Below are 19,197 nucleotides of genomic sequence, written 5' to 3' on the forward strand. Positions count from 1 at the left end.
TCATCCCTGACTGTTCTGGTGAGTGGCTTCGGCGCCGCTGCCCGACGGAGCGGTCGGGGCGGGCGGGGCGTTCCGTTCGAGGATCGCGGCGCGCAGGACCTCGCGGTCGTCGAAGGGGCGGACGGTTCCGGCGGTCTCCTGGCCCTGTTCGTGGCCCTTGCCCGCGACCAGGACGGTGTCGCCCGGCCGGGCGCGGGCGACGGCGGCGGCGATCGCGGCGGCGCGGTCGGCGAGGACGAGCACCTCGCCGCGCTCGTCGGCGGGCACCTCCGCGGCGCCCGCGAGCATGGCGGTGAGGATGGCGAGGGGGTCCTCGGAGCGGGGGTTGTCCGAGGTGAGGACGGCGGTGTCGGCGAGCCGGGCCGCGGCGGCGCCCATCGGGCCGCGCTTGGTGGTGTCGCGGTCGCCGCCGCAGCCGATGACCACGTGCAGCCGGCCCTCGGTGACCTCGCGCAGGGAGCGCAGGACCGATTCGACGGCGTCCGTCTTGTGCGCGTAGTCGACGACCGCGAGGTACGGCTGGCCGGCGTCCACGCGCTCCAGGCGGCCGGGTACGCCGGGGACGGCGGCGACGCCCTCGGCGGCGGCCTTCGGGTCGAGGCCGGCGACGGCGAGGGTCGCGATCGCGGCGAGGGTGTTGGCGACGTTGAACGGGCCGGGCAGCGGGGCGGTGGCGGGAATCCGCTCGCCGCCGGGGCCGACGGCGGTGAACGTCGAGTCGTGGGAGCCCAGGACGAGGTCCTCGGCGCGCCAGTCGGCGTCGGCGCGGCCCTCGGCGGAGAAGGTGACGACCGGGACGCCGGCCTCCCCGGCGAGCCTGCGGCCGTACGCGTCGTCCAGGTTGACCACGGCCAGGCGGCTGCGGGCGGGCGTGAAGAGCCCGGCCTTGGCCCGGTAGTAGTCCTCCATGTCGGAGTGGAACTCCATGTGCTCCGGGCTGAGGTTGTTGAAGACGGCGACGTCGAAGACGCAGCCGTCGACCCGGCCGAGCACGAGGGCGTGGCTGGAGACCTCCATGGCGACGGCCTCCACGTCCCGCTCGCGCATGACGGCGAAAAGGGCCTGGAGGTCGGTGGCCTCGGGGGTGGTGCGCTCGGACTTGACGCGCTCGTCGCCGATCCGCATCTCGACGGTGCCGACGAGCCCGGTCCGCCGTCCGGCGCCGCGCAGTCCCCCCTCCACCAGGTAGGCGGTGGTGGTCTTGCCGGAGGTGCCGGTGATGCCGATCTTCAGGAGGCCGGCGCCGGGCCGTCCGTAGATCTCGGCGGCGAGTTCGCCCATCCGGCCGCGCGGGTCCTCGACGACCAGGACCGGCAGGCCGGTCGCGGCGGCGCGGTCGGCGCCCGCCGGGTCGGTGAGGATCGCGGCGGCACCGAGTCCGGCGGCCTGGGCGACGAAGTCGGCGCCGTGGGCGCGGGCGCCGGGCAGGGCCGCGTACACGTCCCCGGGGCGCACCGCCCGGGAGTCGTGCGTGATGCCCGTGACCTCGGCGGTCCCGGTGACGTCGGTCCCGAGCTGCGCGGCCAGGTCGCCCAGGGGTGTCGGGCGGACCCGTTCCGGCCGTGGCGGGGTGGTTCGGTACTGATCAGCGTGTGGCACGGCGGTGAGCGTACCGGGCGCACCCTGTGGGGGGCCAAAAGAGCCGGGGGTCTCGCCGGAGTTCGATTTCCGGTTCCCGGAATGGGGGGTGATCGTTGTCACTGGTGCTCCCGGAGTGTCACGGGGTGGGGTCGAAGGTGACCGGCAGTCGGGCGGGGGCGTCGCCGGTGGGGGCGACGTGGAGGGTCTTGAGGGAGAACTCCATGACCTTCTTGTAGACGGGTCCGCAGATCTGGCCGCCGAAGTGGCTGCCCCGGGTGGGGTTCTGGACGGCGCAGTAGACGGTGATCCGCGGTTTGTCGGCGGGGGCGAAGCCGGCGAAGGAGGCGGTGTAGCCCTTGTACCGGCCGAGTTCGGGATCGACCCGGTTGGCGGTGCCGGTCTTGCCCGCGACGCGGTATCCGGGGATGGCGGCCTTGGTGCCGGTGCCCTCCCGGTCCTCGACGACGGACTCCAGCATGGTGGCGAGGGTCCTGGCGGTCTTCTCGCTGACGACCCGTGACCGCTCGGGCTCGGGCGCCCGGGCGAAGCGTCCGTCGGGCCCCCTGGTGCCGCGGACGAGCGTCGGGGCGATCCGCACGCCTCCGTTGGCGATGGTGGAGTACACGGATGCGGCCTGGACGGCGTTGACGGAGAGTCCCTGGCCGAAGGGGATCGTGTACTGCTGCGAGGTCGACCAGTCCTGGGGTCTGGCGAGGATGCCGGAGGTCTCCCCCGGATAGCCGAGGCCGGTGGGGCTGCCGATGCCGAACCTGCGCAGGTAGGAGTGGAGGACCTTGTTGGACTCGGCCTGGGTGGGGCCGAGCCGGCCGGTGGCGAGGATGGTGCCGATGTTGCTGGACTTGGCGAGGACGCCGTTGAGGGTCAGGTACCAGGTGTCGTGGTCGACGTCGTCCTTGAAGAGCCGGTCGCCGCGGTGGAGCCGGTTGGGGACGGTGACGTGGGTGTCGGGGGCGGCTTTCCCCTCCTCCAGGACGGCGGCCATGGACATGACCTTGCTGGTGGAGCCGGGCTCGTAGGCGTCCTGGAGGGCGGCGTTGCCCATGGCGGCGGAGTTGGCGGCGGAGAGGTCGTTGGGGTCGAAGCCGGGGGCGTTGGCCAGGGCGAGGATCTCGCCGGTCGCGGTGTCCTGCACGACGACGTAGCCGCGGTCGGCCGCGGACTTCTCCACCTGTTCGGTGATGGCCCGCTGGGCGGCCCACTGGATGTCCCGGTCGATGGTCAGCTCGATGTCGGAGCCGGGGACGGCGGGGGTGCCCCGGGAGCCCGCGGTGGGCACCTGGCGGCCACCGGACTGGGTGAACCGGATGATGCCGTCCTTGCCGGCCAGCTCCGGGTCGAGCATGGACTCCACGCCGCCGGCGCCCCGGCCCTCGGCATTGACGTATCCCAGTATCCCGGCGGCGAGTCCGCCGTTCGGGTAGACGCGCTTGCTGCTGGGCTCGCTGAGGACGCCGCCGAGGAGGTTGACCCCCTTGCCGCCCGCGGAGGTCTGGGCCTTCTGGCCGTAGAACCTCTTGAGGTCCTTGATCTGGTTCCAGACCTGCGGGGTCTGCTTGCGGGCCAGCAGGGTGTAGCGGGACTTGGGGGTGCGGAGCTTCTTCGCCAGTTCGGCGGGCCGCTTGCCGAGGATCGGGGCGAGGAGGGCGGCCGCCCGCTCGGGGGCGTCCGCGGTTCCGCTCTCCTCGGGGGTGAAGAGCTTGGGGTCGGCGGTGATGTCGTACGCGTCGACGCTGGCGGCGAGGGCGATGCCGTTGCGGTCGGTGATCTCGCCCCGTTCGGCGGAGAGCGTGTACTCCTGGAAGCGGTACTTGTCGGCCTTGGCGGCGTACGCGCCGGCGTCGACGGCCTGGACCTGGAGCAGCCGGACGACGAAGACCAGCATGACGAGGGTCAGGCCCAGGGAGACCAGGCGCAGCCGGGGCCGGGGGTTGCCGAGCCGGATGGTGCGGGGCCGCCGGGCCGGGGGGCGGGGCGCGGTCCGGCCGGCGGCCGGGCGCGGCGCGGGGCGGGGTGCGCGGGTCCCGCCGGAGGCCGCGGCGGGCCGTGGCCGGGCGGGCCGGGCGGGGCCGGGGACACGGCGGCGCGGGGGCTCCTTGGGGGGCACTGCTCGGTCACCTGCCGGAGGTCGTCGGAGCGGTTGCGGGCGCGGTCGTCGTCGGGGCGGCGGGGGACCCCGCGGTGGGCGGGACCGTCGGGGCGGAGGTCGGCGCGGGGGCGGCGGAGGGCCTGCCGAGCACCTTGCCGTCCGGGCCGAGGAAGGCGGGGCTGCCGCCCGGGACCATGCCGAGTTCGCGGGCGCGCCGTTCCAGGGCGTCGGGGGCCGCGTAGTCGTCCACGGCCCGCTGGAGGGCCTGTTCCTCGTCGGTCAGTTCGGTGGTCTCGTTCTTCAGCTCGTTCAGCCGGAAGGAGCCCTGGTTGAGCGCCGAGTTCAGCAGGAGGAGGCTGATCAGGCCGCCGCCGAGCAGCACCACGACGAGCAGGACGAAGGGGGTGCGGGCGGGCGTGCCGGGCTCCGACGGCATGAGCCGCCCGAGCCGTTCGGCGCGCCCTTTGAGCGGCCCCTTCGCCGGGCTCACGGGACGTCTTTCCGGATGCGCTCGGCGCCCCGCAGCCGGGCCGGGGCGGCGCGCCGGTTCTCGGCGACCTCCTCCTCGGTGGGCAGCTCGGCGCCGCGGGTGAGCAGCTTCAGGCGGGGCTGGTACTTCTCGGGGACGACCGGCAGGCCGGGCGGGGCGGTGGTCGCCGCACCGGCCGCGAAGACCTGCTTGACGATGCGGTCCTCCAGGGACTGGTACGAGAGGACGGCGATCCGGCCGCCGAGGGCGAGGGCCTTCACGGCCGCCGGGATCGCCCGCTCGACGCTCTCCAGCTCGTGGTTGACCTCGATGCGCAGGGCCTGGAAGGTGCGCTTGGCCGGGTTGCCTCCGGTGCGCTTGGCGGCCTGGGGCAGGGCGTCACGGATGAGTTCGACCAGCCGGGCGCTGGTGGTGAACGGTTCCCGCTCGCGCTCGCGCACGATCGCGGAGACGATCCGCTTGGCCTGCTTCTCCTCGCCGTACGCGCGCAGGATGCGGACCAGTTCGCCGGGCGGGTAGGTGTTGAGGACCTCGGCCGCGCCGATGCCGGTCGACTGGTCCATGCGCATGTCGAGCGGGGCGTCCTGGGCGTAGGCGAAGCCCCGGTCGGTCTCGTCGAGCTGCATGGAGGAGACGCCCAGGTCGAACAGGACGCCGTCCACCTCGGCGATGCCGAGCCGGTCGAGGACCTCGGGCAGTTCGTCGTACACCGCGTGGACGAGGGTGGCGCGGTCCCCGTGGGGGGCGAGCCGTTCGCCGGAGAGGCGCAGGGCCTCCCTGTCCCGGTCGAGGGCGACGAGCCGCACCTCGGGGAACCGTTCCAGGAGGGCCTCGCTGTGGCCGCCGAGCCCCAGGGTGCAGTCGACGACGACCGCGCCGGGGCGCTCCAGGGCGGGGGCCAACATGTCCAGGCACCGCTGGAGCATCACCGGGACGTGTCGGTCGTTGCTCAACGCACCTTCTCGGGTCGGGCACGGGGCACGTACCGCCGGGTCCCCGCCCGCTCGCCGCCGGGGCGCCCCGGCTGAAGGGGAGGGTCGCCCGGCGCCGGAAGGGCGCGTCGGCCGACCGGCGAGCGGGAGGAGGCCGAGCCGTAGGTACCGCCGCACACACGGGGGAGAAACAGCGGAAACCGCTCGTCTTCTCCGTGAACTTCGCGTCACTTTAGTCCACCGGACCCGCCGGTCAATCAACCGGCTGGCGCGTCGCACGGCTCCGGTGCGCCGGAGGGACATTCCGGACGGGTCACCCGTTCGGGACGCGCCCCTCACCCTTGTGGATTACCTCACAACAAGGTTCATTGACGTTCTTTGTCCCTTGTCACGACGGGCCCCGGCGACCCGTGGCCGATAACGTCTGAACCATGTCGACCTCCGCACACCACTCCGCCGACGCCGTACGGACCGGCTCCACGGTCACCGACCGTCTCGTCGAGGCGAACGAACGCTACGCCGCCGGCTTCACCGATCCCGGAATGGACGCGCGCCCCGTGCTGGGCGTCGCCGTCGTCGCCTGCATGGACGCCCGTCTCGACCTGCACGCGGCCCTCGGCCTCGAACTCGGCGACTGCCACACCATCCGCAACGCGGGCGGCGTGGTCACCGACGACGTGATCCGCTCGCTCACCATCAGCCAGCGCGCCCTGAAGACGCGCAGCGTGGTCCTGATCCACCACACCAACTGCGGTCTGGAGTCCCTCACCGAGGAGTTCCGGCACGAGCTGGAGATGGAGGTCGGCCAGCGGCCGGCCTGGGCGGTCGAGGCGTTCCGCGACGTGGACCAGGACGTCCGGCAGTCGATGCAGCGGGTGCGGACCTCCCCCTTCCTGCTGCACACCGACGACGTGCGGGGCTTCGTCTTCGACGTGACGACGGGTCTGCTGCGCGAGATCGACCCGTCGGACGGCTCCCCCTCCGACCAGGTTTAACGGTCGAAACCCCGGCATATCCTCCGCACTTGCCGGCAGCCGAGTGACACGACCCGGCCGGGCCCACGAGAATGCCCGGGTGGACACCCCCCGAAGATCCCGCCGGGGGCAGGTGTCCGTGTGTTCCGGAAGGCCGAGGAGGGCCGGGTGACGACCTATGACGATCGAGCGAGCCTCACTGATCTGACCACCACCGTGGAGCGAATCCGCGGGTCGGTGGAGAGTGTGATCGAGGGCAAGCCCGAGGTCGTACGGCTTTCGCTGACCGTGCTGCTCGCCGAGGGGCACCTCCTCATCGAGGATGTCCCCGGCGTCGGCAAGACCATGCTGGCCAAGACGCTGGCCCGGTCCATCGACTGCTCGGTGCGCCGCATCCAGTTCACCCCCGACCTGCTGCCCTCGGACGTCACGGGCGTGTCGGTCTTCGACCAGCAGCGGCGGGAGTTCGAGTTCAAGCCCGGCGCGATCTTCGCCCAGATCGTGATCGGCGACGAGATCAACCGCGCCTCGCCGAAGACCCAGTCCGCGCTCCTGGAGTCCATGGAGGAGCGGCAGGTCACCGTCGACGGCCGGACGTACGAGCTGCCCGGTCCGTTCATGGTCGTCGCCACCCAGAACCCGGTCGAGATGGAGGGCACCTACCCGCTGCCCGAAGCCCAGCGCGACCGCTTCATGGCCCGGGTCTCCATCGGCTACCCGAGCGCCGAGGCCGAGTTCCGGATGCTCGACGCGCACGGTTCGGTCTCCCCGCTGGACGGGCTCCGGCCGGTGGCCCACGCCCACGACGTGCTCAAGCTGATCGAGGCGGTGCGCGCGGTGCACGTCGCCGACGCCGTGCGCCGGTACGCGGTCGACCTCGTCGCCGCCACCCGCGCCCATCCCGACCTGCGGCTCGGCGCCTCCCCCCGGGCCACCCTCCACCTGCTGCGGGCCGCCCGTGCCTCCGCCGCGCTCGACGGACGCGAGTACGTCCTGCCGGACGACCTCCAGGCCCTCGCCGCGCCCGTCCTCGCCCACCGGCTGCTGCCGACGGCGCAGGCCCGGCTGAACCGCCGCACCGCCGAGCAGGTCGTCCACGACATCCTCCAGAGCACCCCCGTCCCGGCCTCGGCCCCGTCCGCCGTCCCGCTCCACGGCGGGCAGCGGCCCGGCACCCGGCAGCCGTGATGACGGACACCGCCGTGCCGGACGGGCGGCGGGGCGAGGACGACCGGGGCGGGCTGCGGACCGCCCTGGGCGGCCTCACCACCCGGGGCCGTTCCTTCCTCGCCGCCGGGGTGGCCGCCGCCGTCTGCGCGTACGTCCTCGGCCAGGCCGACCTGCTGCGCGTCGGACTGCTGCTCGCCGTCCTGCCGCTGCTCTGCGTCCTGGTGCTGCACCGGACCCGGTACCGGGTCGCGACCTCGCGCCGGCTCACGCCCCGGCGCGTGGAGACGGGCACCGAGGCCCGGGTCGGGCTGCTGATGGAGAACGTCTCCCGGCTCCCCACCGGTCTGCTCATGCTCCAGGACCACGTGCCCTACACACTGGGCTCCCGTCCCCGCTTCGTCCTCGACCGGGTCGAGGCCGGCGGGCGGCGCGAGGTGTCCTACCGGGTCCGCTCCGACCTGCGCGGCCGCTTCCCGCTCGGGCCGCTCCAGATGCGGCTGGCCGACCCGTTCGGGCTGTGCGAGCTGACCCGCTCCTTCAGCTCGTACGACACCCTCACCGTCGTGCCCAGGACCGAGGCCCTGCCGCCGGTCGGGCTCCTCGGCGCGGCCGGCGGGTACGGCGACGGACAGCAGCGCTCGCTCGCCCTCGCGGGCGACGACGACATCATTCCCCGCGCCTACCGGCACGGCGACGACCTGCGCCGGGTGCACTGGCGCTCCACCGCCCGCTACGGCGAGCTGATGGTCCGCCGCGAGGAGCAGCCGCAGCGTGCCCGCTGCACCGTCCTCCTCGACACCCGCGAAGTCGCCCACCAGGGCGCGGGACCCGACTCCGCCTTCGAGTGGGCGGTCTCCGGCGCCGCCTCCGCGCTCGTCCACATGCTGGAGCGCGGCTACGCGGTCCGGCTGCTCACGGACACCGGCAGCGCCGTCCCCGGGGAGGGCTCCGAGGGCTTCGGCGGCCCGATGCAGGACCCGGCGGACTCGGCCGGGCTGATGATGGACACCCTCGCCGTGATCGGCCACTCCGAGGGCGCCGGCCTCTCGCGCGCCTCCGACGTGCTGCGGGCGGGCGGCGACGGGCTGCTCGTCGCCTTCCTCGGCGACCTGGACGAGGAGCAGGCCGCCCTGGTCGGCCGGATGCGCGGGCGCACCGGTGCGGCCGTCGCCTTCCTCCTGGACTCCGGCGCCTGGCTCACCGGCGGTTCCGTCTCCGGGGCGGTCGGGGACCGGGTGCGGCAGCTCCGCGAGGCGGGCTGGACGGCGCTGGCCGTGCCGCCCGGCGCACGGCTCGCCGATCTGTGGCAGCAGGCGGCCGGGGACGGCGCGGAAACCACCGCCGACACCCCTTACGGAGGATGGTCATGAGCGGGCCCGCACGGCTGGCGCTGGCCTCGTGGGCCGCCACCCTGATGGCGGCCGGGGCCCTGCTCCCGCTGGTCAGACCGGCGACCTGGATCTTCACGGCGGCCTTCGTGCTCGCCCTGGTGGGCGGAGCGGGCGCGCCGGCCCGGCGGATGCCGTCGGCCCGGTGGCCGGTCCTGGCGGTCCAGACCGCCGTCGCGCTGCTCGCGCTGACCGTGATCTTCGCGCGCGAGCGGGCGGTGCTGGGGCTGTTCCCCGGGCCTGCGGCGTTCGCACACGCCGCCGGGCTGTTCCGGGCCGGTGCCGAGGACGTCGGCCAGTACGCCGTTCCCGCGCCGGACACCGAGGGCATCCGGCTGATGCTGGTCGGCGGGGTGGTGGTGATCGGGCTCCTGGTGGACGCCCTCGCCGTCACCTTCCGCAGGGCGGCGCCGGCCGGTCTGCCGCTGCTCGCCCTGTACTCGGTGGCGGCCGGCCTCTCCGGCGGCGGCGCGGGGTGGCTCTGGTTCCTCCTCGCGGCCACCGGTTATCTGCTGCTCCTCCTCTCGGAGGGCCGCGACCGGCTCTCCCGGTGGGGGCGGGTCTTCGGCGGCGCCCGGCGTTCCGGCCGGCCCGGCTCCCCCGTCGGCGACGGCCCGTCCTTCGCCCCGACCCGGACCGGCCGCCGCATCGGGGCCGCGGCCATGGGGGTCGCGCTGGTGGTGCCGTTCGTGCTGCCCGGCCTGGACGGCGGCCTCCTCGGTGGCACCGGTGGGGGCGAGGGGACCGGGGGCACCGGCAAGGGCGGCACGATCTCCGCCGTCAATCCGCTGGTCTCCCTCCAGGACGACCTGCGCCAGCAGGAGGACCGGGAGGTCCTGCGCTACCGGACCAACGCCCCCGACAACAGCGGCATGTACCTGCGGCTCGTCGCGCTCGACCGGTTCGACGGCGTCTCGTGGAAGTCCTCGGTCCGCCCGATCGAGGACGTGCCCGAGCGGCTGCCGTGGCCGGAGGGGCTCGCGCAGGGCGTCCGGGTCACCGAGGTGACCACCAACCTCGTCGCCTCCGACGCGTACGAGCAGAAGTGGCTGCCGATGCCGTACCCGGCCGCCCGGGTGGACATCGACGGGCGCTGGCGCTACGAACCGGCCGGCCGGATGCTGGTCGGCGACGACGGGCAGACCACCCGGGGCGCCCGCTACCAGGTCACCAGCCTGGAGACGGAGCCGACGGCGGAGCAGCTCGCCGCCGCCCCGGCCGCCCCGGAGAAGCTGCGCCACGAGTACACCAGGGTGCCCGCGTCGCTGCCGCCCGACGTGCGGAAGACGGCCCTGGCCGTCACCGCGGGCGCGCGCAACGACTACGAGCGGGCCGTACGGCTCCAGGACTGGTTCGCGCGGGACGGCGGCTTCCGCTACGACGTCGACGTGGAGTCCGGCACCGGGGTGCAGGCGGTCTCCCGCTTCCTGAAGGACAAGGAGGGCTTCTGCGTCCACTTCTCCTTCTCGATGGCGGCGATGGCCCGGTCGCTCGGCATTCCGGCCCGGGTGGCCGTGGGCTTCATGCCGGGCACGACGCAGACCGACGGATCGGTGTCGGTCGGCATCCGGGACGCGCACGCGTGGCCCGAGCTGTACTTCGAGGGAGCGGGCTGGACGCGGTTCGAACCGACCCCGTCGCGGGGCTCCACCCCGTCGTACGCCCGGGAGGCCGCGCCGACGGGCGCCGCCACCGGGCCCGCCCAGCCGGGGCCGAGCGCGTCCGAGGCGCCGTCGGCCGCGCCGAGCGCGTCGGAGAGCTGCACGCCGCAGATGCGCCGGCTCGGCGACTGCGACCCGAAGGCGATGGCGGCCGGGGCGACCCCGGGCGGCTCCGGGCCGGACCCGCTGACGGTGGTGCTGCTGTCCCTGGCCGTGGTGGCGGTCCTCGTTCTGCCGCTCCTGCCGCTGTTCTGGCGGTCCCGGGTCCGTGCCCGGCGGCTCGGCTCCGCCGGGACGCGCGGCGCCGGGGAGACCGCGGCGCGGACGCTCGCGGTCTGGCGGGAGATCAACGACACCGCCTGGGACTACGGGATCGAGCCGGACGGCTCGCGGACGCCCCGGCGGACGGCGGAGCGGATCGTGCGTCTGGGCGGGCTGCGGGACGGGGCCGCGGAGGCGGTGCACCGGGTGGCGGGGGCGGTGGAGGAGGCGCTGTACGCGCCCCGGCCGCGGCCGGCCGCGGGCCTGGCCGAGGAGGCGGGCCGGGTCCGGGCGGGCTTCCACGCGGGTGCGAACCGCCGCACCCGTCTGCGCGCCCTCCTCGTCCCGCGCTCGGCGGCCCGGATCCGCCGGGCGGCCTCGGCCCGCTGGACGTCGACGGCGGCCGGGTGGTCGGACCGCCGCCGGGCGCTGACGTCCCGCCTGCGCCGGGCACCGCAGGGGACGGGCTGAGGGACGGGCGCGGGACCGGGGCCGGGCCCTGGTCCCGGTCCCGCGCCCGTCCGGTCCCGCGCCTGCCCGGTCCGGTCCTGCCCGGTCCGGTCCTGCCCGGTCCGGGACTCCCGGGCTGCGGGTTCCCGGGGGCGTGGACCAGGGGGCGGGGCCATGAGCAGGGGGCGTGATCCGGAGACCGTGGGAAGAAGGTCGTGAACCGGAGACCGTAAACCGGAGACAGTGAGCCGTGAGCCGTGAGCCGTGAGGAGCGTGGCCGCAGAACCTCGAACCCCGCGAGGCCGGCGCGCTCGGGGTGCGCGGCCTCGCGGGGTTCGGGTGCGGAAGGAGCGGGGGCGCCGCTCAGGAGGCCGTCAGTGGCCGCCGCCCTGCTGTTCGTCGCGGCGGCGCTGCCACCGCTCTTCCATCCGGTTCATCATGGAGCGTCGCTGCCGGGTCCGGCGGCCGACGGCCGCCGTTCCAGCCCCGGCCTGCTGCTCGCCCGGCTTCGGCGCCCTGCGCCAGCCGGTGACCGCCAGGACCGCGCAGCCCAGCATGACGAGGAACCCCACCACGCTGATCCAGATCTGCTGTGCGACCATTCCGGCCATGAGGAGCGCGATACCCACCAGGAAGCCGGCGACTGCCTGGTAGACCCGTCGCCGGGTGTACGTACGCAGTCCGCTTCCCTCGAGCGCTGTCGCGAACTTGGGATCTTCGGCGTACAGCGCTCGCTCCATCTGCTCGAGCATGCGCTGCTCGTGCTCCGAGAGCGGCACGGAGTCCTCCTAGTCGTCGGTCGCGGGGGCGACCGGTATGCGGCCCTTTCAGAATAGGCAGGGAATCGCCCCCGTGAAACCCGCCCACCATGCCGAGTAGCCAATCCTGCAACCGATCCGGGCCGCCGTGCGGATGGGTCGCCGAGTCGTTGATTCCCCGGCCCCCCGTCCGTCATGCCGGATGGTGTCCCTCGATCATACGGGGCCCGGGGCCGTGCCGGGCGGGCTGTGGCGTACTCCATGGAGCACGCCGGTCCGGGCCGCCGGACGGGTGGCCCCGGCTCAGTCCCGCTTCTCGCCGAGAACGTGCAACTGGGTGGCGACGGCGTGGAAGGCGGGCAGCTCGGCGGCGGCGGCCTCCAGCCTGAGCAGGGCCTCTGCGGCGTCCGGCTCGGTGTCCACGAGGACGCCGGGGACGAGGTCGGCGAAGACCCGGACGCCGTGCACGGCGCCGACGGCGAGACCGGCCCCGGTGGCCAGTCCGGCGAGCTGCTCGGCGGTGAAGCGCCGGGGCACGGGGTCGCCCGCGCCCCAGCGGCCCGCCGGGTCGGTGAGCGCGTGCCGGGCCTCGGTGAAGTGCCCGGCGAGGGCGCGGGCCAGGACCGCGCCGCCGACCCCGGCGGCGAGCAGGCTGAGGCTGCCGCCGGGGCGGAGCGCCGCGACCGCGTTCCGCACGCCCTCGGCGGGGTCGTCCACGTACTCCAGGACGCCGTGGCAGAGCACGGCGTCGTACTCCTCGCGCCCGACCACGTCGAAGAGGCCGCGGGCGTCTCCCTGGACGCCGGTGACGAGGTCGGCGACGCCGGCCTCGGCGGCCCGGCGCTCCAGCGCGAAGAGGGCGTTGGGGCTGGGGTCCACGACGGTGACCCGGTGGCCGAGGCCGGCCACCGGCACCGCGAAGTTCCCGGAGCCGCCGCCCGTGTCGAGGACGTCGAGGACGTCCTTCCCGGTGGCCTCGACCCGGCGGTCCAGGGCGTCCTTGAGGACGTCCCAGACGACGGCGGTGCGCAGGGAGGCGCGCGACGGGCGTGAGGTCGCCTCTCGTCCGAAGGCGGGGGAAGGGTCCGGCACGGCTGTTGACTCCTCGGTGACGGGTACGGACCTCCCCACCCTATGGCCTCGGTCCCGCCTTTCGGATCACCCGTCCGTGCCGCCGTCCGCAGGGTCGCGGGGCCGCACCGGCCGGAGGGCGAGCAGGCGCTCGACCAGCCGCAGGAAGTGCGCGGCGTCCCGGAGGAGGTCCTCGGCCTCCCGCCGGGTGACGGCGCTCGTGATGCCCGCCTCGGCGCGGGCCCTGCGCGGTGCGCCGGCGGCGAAGTGGTCGCCCCACTCGGCCAGCTCGGGCGCCAGTTCGGCCAGGAGCTCCCAGGCGCTGCGTATCCGCTCCCGCCGGGGGGAGCCGCTCTCGGGCCTGCCCCGGGCGGCGAGCACGGCGGCGGCCGCGCGCAGGGCGGCGAGGTGGGCGGTGGCGTACCGCTCGTGGGGGCGGTCGAGCGCGGCGGCCTCGTCGAGCCCGGCGCGGGCCTTGGCGAGGAGGTCGAGGGCGGCGGGCGGGGCGGCGGTGCGGCGGGAGACGGGGTGGATGTCGGACGCGGGTCCGGAGTGCGCGGGGACGTGGTGGCGCCGGGGCGTGGCTGCTGCGGATGGACGTGCCATGACGAGCCTCCTGTCGTCGCGTGACGGCACTGCTGCCGTATGTGTTCATCGTGCCCACTGCCACTGACAATCACGCTGACCTGCTCTTTTGCGAAGGCTCTGGCTCAGGGGTAGCTTTTGCACTGACTGGTCAGTTCAAAAATGGGGAATGGGGGTGGGTCCGTGGACGCGGAAACCGGGCGGCGGCCGCACGGCGCCGCCGTCGTCGCGGACGGCTTCGGAGTGAAGGGGCCCCGGGGCTGGGCCTTCCGGGAGGTCTCCTTCCGGGCGGAGCCGGGCGCGCTGGTGGCGATCGAGGGACCGTCGGGCTCGGGGCGCACCTGTCTGCTCCTCGCGCTCACCGGCCGGATGAAGGCCGCGGAGGGGCGCGCCGAGGTCGGCGGCCTCCCCCTGCCCCGGAAGATGGCCGCGGTGCGCCGGATCAGCGCGCTGGGCCAGGTGTTCGGCGTCAACGAGCTGGACCCCGCCCTCACGGTCGCCGAGCACCTGCGCGAGCGGGCGCTGCTCCAGCGCCGCTTCGACGGTTCCGTACGGTCGCTCCTGCGGCGCCCCGGTACGCGGGCGGCGGAGGCCCGGACCCGGATCGCGGAGGCCGTGGCCGGCGCGGGGCTCGACCTCGACGCCCTGCCCAGGGGCGAGCGGACCGCCGTGCGGGACCTGGAGCGGCCGGCGGCGCTGCGGCTCTCCCTCGCCCTCGCCCTGATCGGCCGCCCCCGGCTGCTCGCCGTGGACGACGTCGACCTGAAGCTCTCGGACGCCGACCGGGCCGGGACATGGGCGCTCCTGCGCTCCCTGGCCGCGTCCGGGACGACCGTCCTCGCCGTCTGCAGCGAGTCCCCCGCGGACGCCCTGCGGGTCCGCACCCTCCCCGTACCGGAAGAGACGCCGGAAAAGGAGAAGGAGGAGGAGGAGGAGGACGCAGCGGTGACGGCGGAGGAGCCGGAGGGGCCCGTGGAGGCGGCGGCCTCCCCCGGCGCCGGGCCCGGGGACGCGAAGCCCGGAGCCGCCGCGTCCGGGGACACCGGAAGCGCCCGGCCGAAGACCACCGCGGCCAAAAGCGCCGCCGCCGGGAACCCCGCGGACGGGGAGACCGGAACCGACCGCACCGAGACGGACACCACCGCGTCCACGACCGAGGAGGGGGCGGCCGATGCGCTCGCCGAAACTGGCCGCGCTTGAGCTGAGGCGCTTCGGCAGGGGGAAGCTGCCGCGCGCCGCGCTCGTCGCGATCCTGCTGCTGCCCCTGCTCTACGGCGCCCTCTACCTGTACTCGTTCTGGGACCCGTACAGCAGGCTCGACAGGATCCCCGTGGCCCTGGTCAACGAGGACCGGGGGGCCACCGCCGACGGCAGGGCGGTCAACGCCGGCGACGAACTCACCAAGGGCCTCCTGGAGAGCAGGACCTTCGAGTGGCACCGGGTGAGCGACGCGGAGGCGCGCCGGGGCGTCGAGGACGGGAAGTACTACCTGTCCCTGACGATGCCCCGCGACTTCAGCTCCCGCATCGCCTCCAGCTCCGGCGACTCCCCCGAGACCGGGGCCCTGCGGGTGCGGACGAACGACGCCAACAACTACATCGTCGGCCAGATCTCCCGGACCGTCTTCGCCGAGGTGCGCAGCGCGGCCTCGACCAAGTCCTCGCGCACCTTCCTCGACAAGATCTTCATCTCCTTCTCCGACATCCACGACGCCACCGAGAAGGCCGCCAAGGGCGCGGCCGACCTGAAGCAGGGCGTGGACAAGGCGAAGAAGGGCTCCGAGAGCCTGGAGAACGGCCTCACGAACGCGAAGACCGGCAGCGGCGACCTGGCCGCCGGCCTGAAGAAGCTCGACAAGGGCGCCAAGGACCTGGAGAGCGGCTCCCGCAAGGTCGCCGACGGCACCCAGGCCCTCGCCGACAAGGTGAACGGCACCGCCGACAAGATCCGCCCCTACCTGGCGAACAACGGCAGGTCGATCCGCGACACCGCGCGGCTGGTCTCCGACTCGGCCACCGCCGTCCGCCACAACCTCGACGTCCTGGTCGAGCGGGCCCCGCTGGTCCGCACCGCCGCCCACAAGGCCGACACCGACATGACCGCGCTGCACCGCGAGGCGTGCCTGGAGAACCCGGCGCCGGACGCCCGGACGTGCGAGGTCCTGAAGAGGGCCGCGGTCACCGCCGACGACGTGGCCGCCGTCGCGGACGACGTGCACGAGCTGACCAAGGACAGCGGGGGCGACCTGAAGACCCTGGACGCGCGGCTCGTCACGCTCAAGAAGCAGGCCGACGAGCTGGCCGCCCGCGCGCCGCACCTGGACGAGGACGTCGAGAGCGCCGTCCGGAAGATCAACGAGCTCAACGCGGGCGCCAAGAAGGTCGCGGCGGGCGCGGACAAGCTGCACACCGGCATCACCGGGGCGAAGAGCGGTTCGGTGAAGCTCGACACCGGGATCGGCAAGCTCAGGAAGGGCGCGAGCGACCTGGACGGCGGTCTGTTCAAGCTGGCCGACGGCTCCGGGGAGCTGGCCGGCGGGCTGCGCGACGGCGTCGGCCGGATACCGGACTACGACCAGCAGGACCGCGAGCGGCGCACGGAGGTCATGGCCGACCCGGTGCGGCTCGCCTCCCAGTCGATGCACAAGGCGCCGAACTACGGCACCGGTTTCGCCCCGTACTTCATCCCGCTCTCCCTCTGGGTCGGCGCGATGGTCGCGTACATGATCATCCAGCCGTTGAACCGGCGCGCCCTCGCGGCGGGCGGCTCCGCCTGGCGGATCGCGTTCGCGGGCTGGCTGCCGGTGGCGGCGATCGGCGTCCTCCAGGTCGCGGCCCTGATGTCGGTGCTGCACTGGGGGCTCGGCCTCCAGATGGCGCGGGCCGCCGGAACGGTCGGCTTCCTCACCCTGGTCACCTGCTGCTTCACCGCGATCGTGCAGTGGCTGAACGCCCGTTTCGGCGCGGCGGGACGCATCCTGGTGCTCGCGCTCCTGATGCTCCAGCTCACCTCGGCGGGCGGCACGTACCCCGTACAGACCAGTCCGGCCTTCTTCAACGCCGTCCACTCCTTCCTGCCGATGACCTACGTGGTCGAGGCGCTGCGCCGGCTGATCACGGGCGGCGGGACCGAGCCCGTCTGGCAGGCGTGCGCGGTCCTGGTCGCCTTCACCGCGGGCGCGCTGGCCCTGACGGCCCTCTCGGCCCGCAAGCGCCAGGTCTGGACGCTGGACCGGCTCCACCCCGAACTGACCCTGTGAGGCGGGACCGGTGCCGTCCGTCACACCTGTGAGAATCGACCCCATGGACAGCAGCAGCACCCGACGCCGGGCCACGCGCGCGAAGCTCTACGAGGCGGCCGTCACCCTCATCGCGGAACAGGGCTTCTCCGCGACGACGGTGGACGAGATCGCCGAGCGGGCGGGCGTGGCCAAGGGCACGGTCTACTACAACTTCAAGAGCAAGACCGAGCTCTTCGAGGAGCTGCTGCGGCACGGCGTGTCGCTGCTCGCCGCCTCCCTGCGCACGGCGGCCGAGGAGACCGCCGCGCGCGGCGGGAGCCGGGTCGACGCGCTGGACGCGATGATCCGGGCGGGCCTGGTCTTCATCGACCGCTATCCGGCCTTCACCCAGCTGTACGTGGCCGAACTCTGGCGCACCAACCGGGCCTGGAACTCCACGCTCCTGGTGGTCCGCCAGGAGGCGGTCGCGGTGGTCGAGGGCGTCCTGCGCGAGGGGATCGCGGCCGGGGAGCTGAACGAGGAGATCGACGTCCAGCTGACGGCGGCGGCGCTCGTGGGCATGGTCCTCGTGGCGGCGCTCGACTGGCAGGCGTTCCAGAGCGAGCGTTCGCTCGACGACGTCCACGCGGCGCTCTCCCGCCTCCTCCACGGCCGGGTGGGCGGCCGCTGACGCGGCGCGCGCACGGCAAGGCCCGCTCGCGCACGCGGTAGGGCTCCCGCACGCGGTGGAGCCCGTCCGCCGGACAGCCGTGCGCGCGAGGACGCGGAGAAGCCGGTGCGGAGAAGCTCGATCCCCCCGAGCCTCGCCGCACCGGCCTTTCACGCACCCCCGTACCGGTGAGGCGCGCGGTCCCGTTCCGCCGCCCCGTGCCGGCGGTCCGGGGCCGCGCCCCTTTCCGTGGACTCCACTCTCCCGTCCGGAGCGTGCCGGGCCCATCCGTGCGCCTACTCATCCCGGCGTCTGGGTACGGGTACTCAGTCCTGGTGCCGATCGCGGGCGTGTCCGCACCGTTCCCGGCTCCTCCCCGCGCGGCCGGCGGCGCCGCGGGGGCCGGATAGGCTCGCCGGCATGGCACGGATTGTGGTGATCGGCGCGGGACTCGGCGCCATGGCGGCGGCGGCCCGGCTGGCGGTGGCGGGCCACCGGGTGACGGTGTACGAGCGGGGGGCGACGTACGGCGGCGCGGTGGGCCGGTTCGCGCGCGACGGCTTCGCCTTCGACACGGGTCCGGGACTGCTGCACCTGCCCGCCGTGTACCGGGACCTGTTCGTGAAGACGGGCAAGGAGCCCCTGGAGGAGTGCGTCGCGCTGACGCAGGTCGATCCGGCGGGTCGTCACGTCTTCGCCGACGGCACGCGCGTGGACCTGCCGAACGCCTCCCGGGCCGGCACGGTCGCCGCCCTGGACGCGGCGCTCGGCGCGGGCGCGGGCGAGCGCTGGGGCGACTTCCTGACGCGGGCCCGCGAGGCGTGGGACCGCACCCGCCGGCCCCTCCTGGAGGAGCCGCAGCCGGCCGATCCGGCGCCGCTCGCCCGCGAGCCCTACCCGGCCCCGAGGGCCGGCCTGCTGCGGCGCCCGACGACGACGCTGGCGCAGGTGGGGGCGCGGGAGCTGCGCGATCCCCGGCTCGCCGCCCTCCTCGACGCGTACGCGTGGTCGTACGGCTTCGACCCGGCGACGGTCCCGGCCTCGGCCGCCGTCCTGCCGTACATGGAGCAGACCTTCGGCAGCTGGTACGTGGCCGGGGGCCTGCGCGCGCTCGCCGACGCGGTGTACGAGCGGTGCCGGAAGCGGCGGGTGGAGTTCGTCTTCGACGCGCCGGTGGTGGACGTCCTGGAGGAGGACGGCCGGGCGGCCGGCGTGCGGCTGGCCGGGGGCGAGGAGGTGGCGGCCGACCACGTGGTCTCCGGGGCGCCGGTGCCCGCGCTCCACCGCGAGCACGTCGTCGCGTGGGAGCGGAGCGACGGCGACGTGCCGCGCTTCCAGGACCTCGGCACCGGCCGGGTGACGGTCTGTCTGGCCCTGCGCGGGGCCCGGGAGGCGGACGCGGTCCACCGGACCGTCGTCCACGCGGAGGGCGGCCGGCCCCCGGTGACCGTGCTGCGGCCGGACGACCCGGCGCTGCGCCCGGACGCGGACCACGAGTCGGTGACGGTGACGGCGACCGTGCGGACCGGGCCCGGCCAGGACTGGGAGTCCTTCGCCGGCCGGATGGTGGAGGCGGCCGGGCGGGCGGTGCCGGACCTGCGCGAACGGCTGCTGTGGCGGCACGTCCGCACCCCCGAGGACGTACGGCGGGACACCGGATCGGCCGAGGTGCCGGGCCCGGCGCTCGCCGGGGCCGGGGGCCGGCTGCTCCCGGCCGCCAACCGCACGCCGCTCCCCGGCCTCCACTTCGCCGGCGGCTGGTCGCACCCGGGCGGCGGGCTCGCCCACGCGGGCATGTCGGGCGCGCTGGTGGCGGGGCTGATCGTGGAGGGCACGGACTTCCGCGGCTCGCGGTGAGCCCCCGGAGGTCCCGTGCGCC

15 protein-coding genes are annotated in these 19,197 nt (G+C 74.7%); 8 read left to right on the top strand and 7 right to left on the bottom strand.

Features of this window, described 5'->3' with window-relative positions; genetic code table 11:
• Genes ACZ6AQ_RS01250 through rsmH form a run of 4 tightly spaced genes read right to left on the bottom strand, consistent with a single transcriptional unit; the run spans position 1 to position 5,131 of the window.
• Positions 1–1,701, bottom strand: coding sequence for a UDP-N-acetylmuramoyl-L-alanyl-D-glutamate--2,6-diaminopimelate ligase (locus ACZ6AQ_RS01250; protein WP_468756586.1), 1,701 nt, complete (start codon positions 1,699–1,701; stop codon positions 1–3).
• Positions 1,702–1,717: 16 nt separating this feature from the next.
• Positions 1,718–3,706, bottom strand: coding sequence for a peptidoglycan D,D-transpeptidase FtsI family protein (locus tag ACZ6AQ_RS01255; RefSeq protein ID WP_468756588.1), 1,989 nt, complete (start codon positions 3,704–3,706; stop codon positions 1,718–1,720).
• Positions 3,707–3,713: 7 nt separating this feature from the next.
• Positions 3,714–4,178 carry a cell division protein FtsL gene (gene ftsL, locus ACZ6AQ_RS01260; RefSeq protein WP_468756589.1) on the bottom strand — a complete coding sequence of 155 codons (465 nt, stop codon included), beginning with the start codon at positions 4,176–4,178 and terminating at the stop codon, positions 3,714–3,716.
• Positions 4,175–5,131 carry a 16S rRNA (cytosine(1402)-N(4))-methyltransferase RsmH gene (gene rsmH, locus ACZ6AQ_RS01265; protein WP_468756590.1) on the bottom strand — a complete coding sequence of 319 codons (957 nt, stop codon included), beginning with the start codon at positions 5,129–5,131 and terminating at the stop codon, positions 4,175–4,177. Before rsmH ends, ftsL begins: the two co-directional genes overlap by 4 nt.
• A 410-nt stretch (positions 5,132–5,541) precedes the next feature.
• Here rsmH and ACZ6AQ_RS01270 point away from each other — a divergent pair, with 410 nt between their 5' ends.
• The 4 genes from ACZ6AQ_RS01270 (at position 5,542) to ACZ6AQ_RS01285 (ending at position 11,035) form a co-directional block, all read left to right on the top strand.
• Entirely contained in the window at positions 5,542–6,105 is a 564-nt protein-coding gene (locus tag ACZ6AQ_RS01270; protein WP_468756591.1) for a beta-class carbonic anhydrase, read from the top strand.
• Positions 6,106–6,252: 147 nt separating this feature from the next.
• A complete protein-coding gene (locus ACZ6AQ_RS01275; protein WP_468756593.1) occupies positions 6,253–7,272 on the top strand; it encodes an AAA family ATPase in 1,020 nt (339 codons plus the stop codon).
• Positions 7,272–8,624, top strand: coding sequence for a DUF58 domain-containing protein (locus ACZ6AQ_RS01280; protein WP_468756594.1), 1,353 nt, complete (start codon positions 7,272–7,274; stop codon positions 8,622–8,624). The genes ACZ6AQ_RS01275 and ACZ6AQ_RS01280 overlap by 1 nt, the downstream gene beginning before the upstream one ends.
• On the top strand, positions 8,621–11,035 hold the full coding sequence (locus tag ACZ6AQ_RS01285; RefSeq protein WP_468756596.1) for a transglutaminase TgpA family protein: 2,415 nt from the start codon (positions 8,621–8,623) through the stop codon (positions 11,033–11,035). Before ACZ6AQ_RS01280 ends, ACZ6AQ_RS01285 begins: the two co-directional genes overlap by 4 nt.
• A 353-nt stretch (positions 11,036–11,388) precedes the next feature.
• Here ACZ6AQ_RS01285 and ACZ6AQ_RS01290 read toward each other — a convergent pair whose 3' ends face one another.
• From ACZ6AQ_RS01290 to ACZ6AQ_RS01300, 3 genes are all read right to left on the bottom strand, one after another.
• Complete coding sequence (locus tag ACZ6AQ_RS01290; protein ID WP_388691387.1) at positions 11,389–11,793, bottom strand: DUF3040 domain-containing protein; 405 nt, start codon at positions 11,791–11,793, stop codon at positions 11,389–11,391.
• Positions 11,794–12,075: 282 nt separating this feature from the next.
• On the bottom strand, positions 12,076–12,864 hold the full coding sequence (locus tag ACZ6AQ_RS01295; protein ID WP_468756597.1) for a class I SAM-dependent methyltransferase: 789 nt from the start codon (positions 12,862–12,864) through the stop codon (positions 12,076–12,078).
• A 66-nt stretch (positions 12,865–12,930) separates the two neighbouring features.
• Positions 12,931–13,449: an SAV_6107 family HEPN domain-containing protein gene (locus ACZ6AQ_RS01300; RefSeq protein WP_468756599.1), complete on the bottom strand. Its 519-nt coding sequence runs from the start codon at positions 13,447–13,449 to the stop codon at positions 12,931–12,933.
• A 141-nt stretch (positions 13,450–13,590) separates the two neighbouring features.
• On the opposite strand from ACZ6AQ_RS01300, the gene ACZ6AQ_RS01305 reads away from it, so the two are divergent.
• The 4 genes from ACZ6AQ_RS01305 (at position 13,591) to ACZ6AQ_RS01320 (ending at position 19,175) form a co-directional block, all read left to right on the top strand.
• Positions 13,591–14,628, top strand: coding sequence for an ATP-binding cassette domain-containing protein (locus ACZ6AQ_RS01305; protein WP_468756600.1), 1,038 nt, complete (start codon positions 13,591–13,593; stop codon positions 14,626–14,628).
• Positions 14,600–16,687 carry a YhgE/Pip family protein gene (locus ACZ6AQ_RS01310; protein WP_468756602.1) on the top strand — a complete coding sequence of 696 codons (2,088 nt, stop codon included), beginning with the start codon at positions 14,600–14,602 and terminating at the stop codon, positions 16,685–16,687. Before ACZ6AQ_RS01305 ends, ACZ6AQ_RS01310 begins: the two co-directional genes overlap by 29 nt.
• A gap of 43 nt (positions 16,688–16,730) precedes the next feature.
• Positions 16,731–17,339 (top strand): TetR/AcrR family transcriptional regulator, encoded by a 609-nt coding sequence (locus tag ACZ6AQ_RS01315; protein ID WP_388691373.1) that lies wholly within the window; start codon positions 16,731–16,733, stop codon positions 17,337–17,339.
• Positions 17,340–17,738: 399 nt separating this feature from the next.
• Positions 17,739–19,175, top strand: coding sequence for a phytoene desaturase family protein (locus tag ACZ6AQ_RS01320; protein ID WP_468756604.1), 1,437 nt, complete (start codon positions 17,739–17,741; stop codon positions 19,173–19,175).
• Positions 19,176–19,197 lie beyond the last annotated feature (22 nt).

The sequence above is a fragment of the Streptomyces sp. NPDC041191 genome (assembly GCF_055591945.1).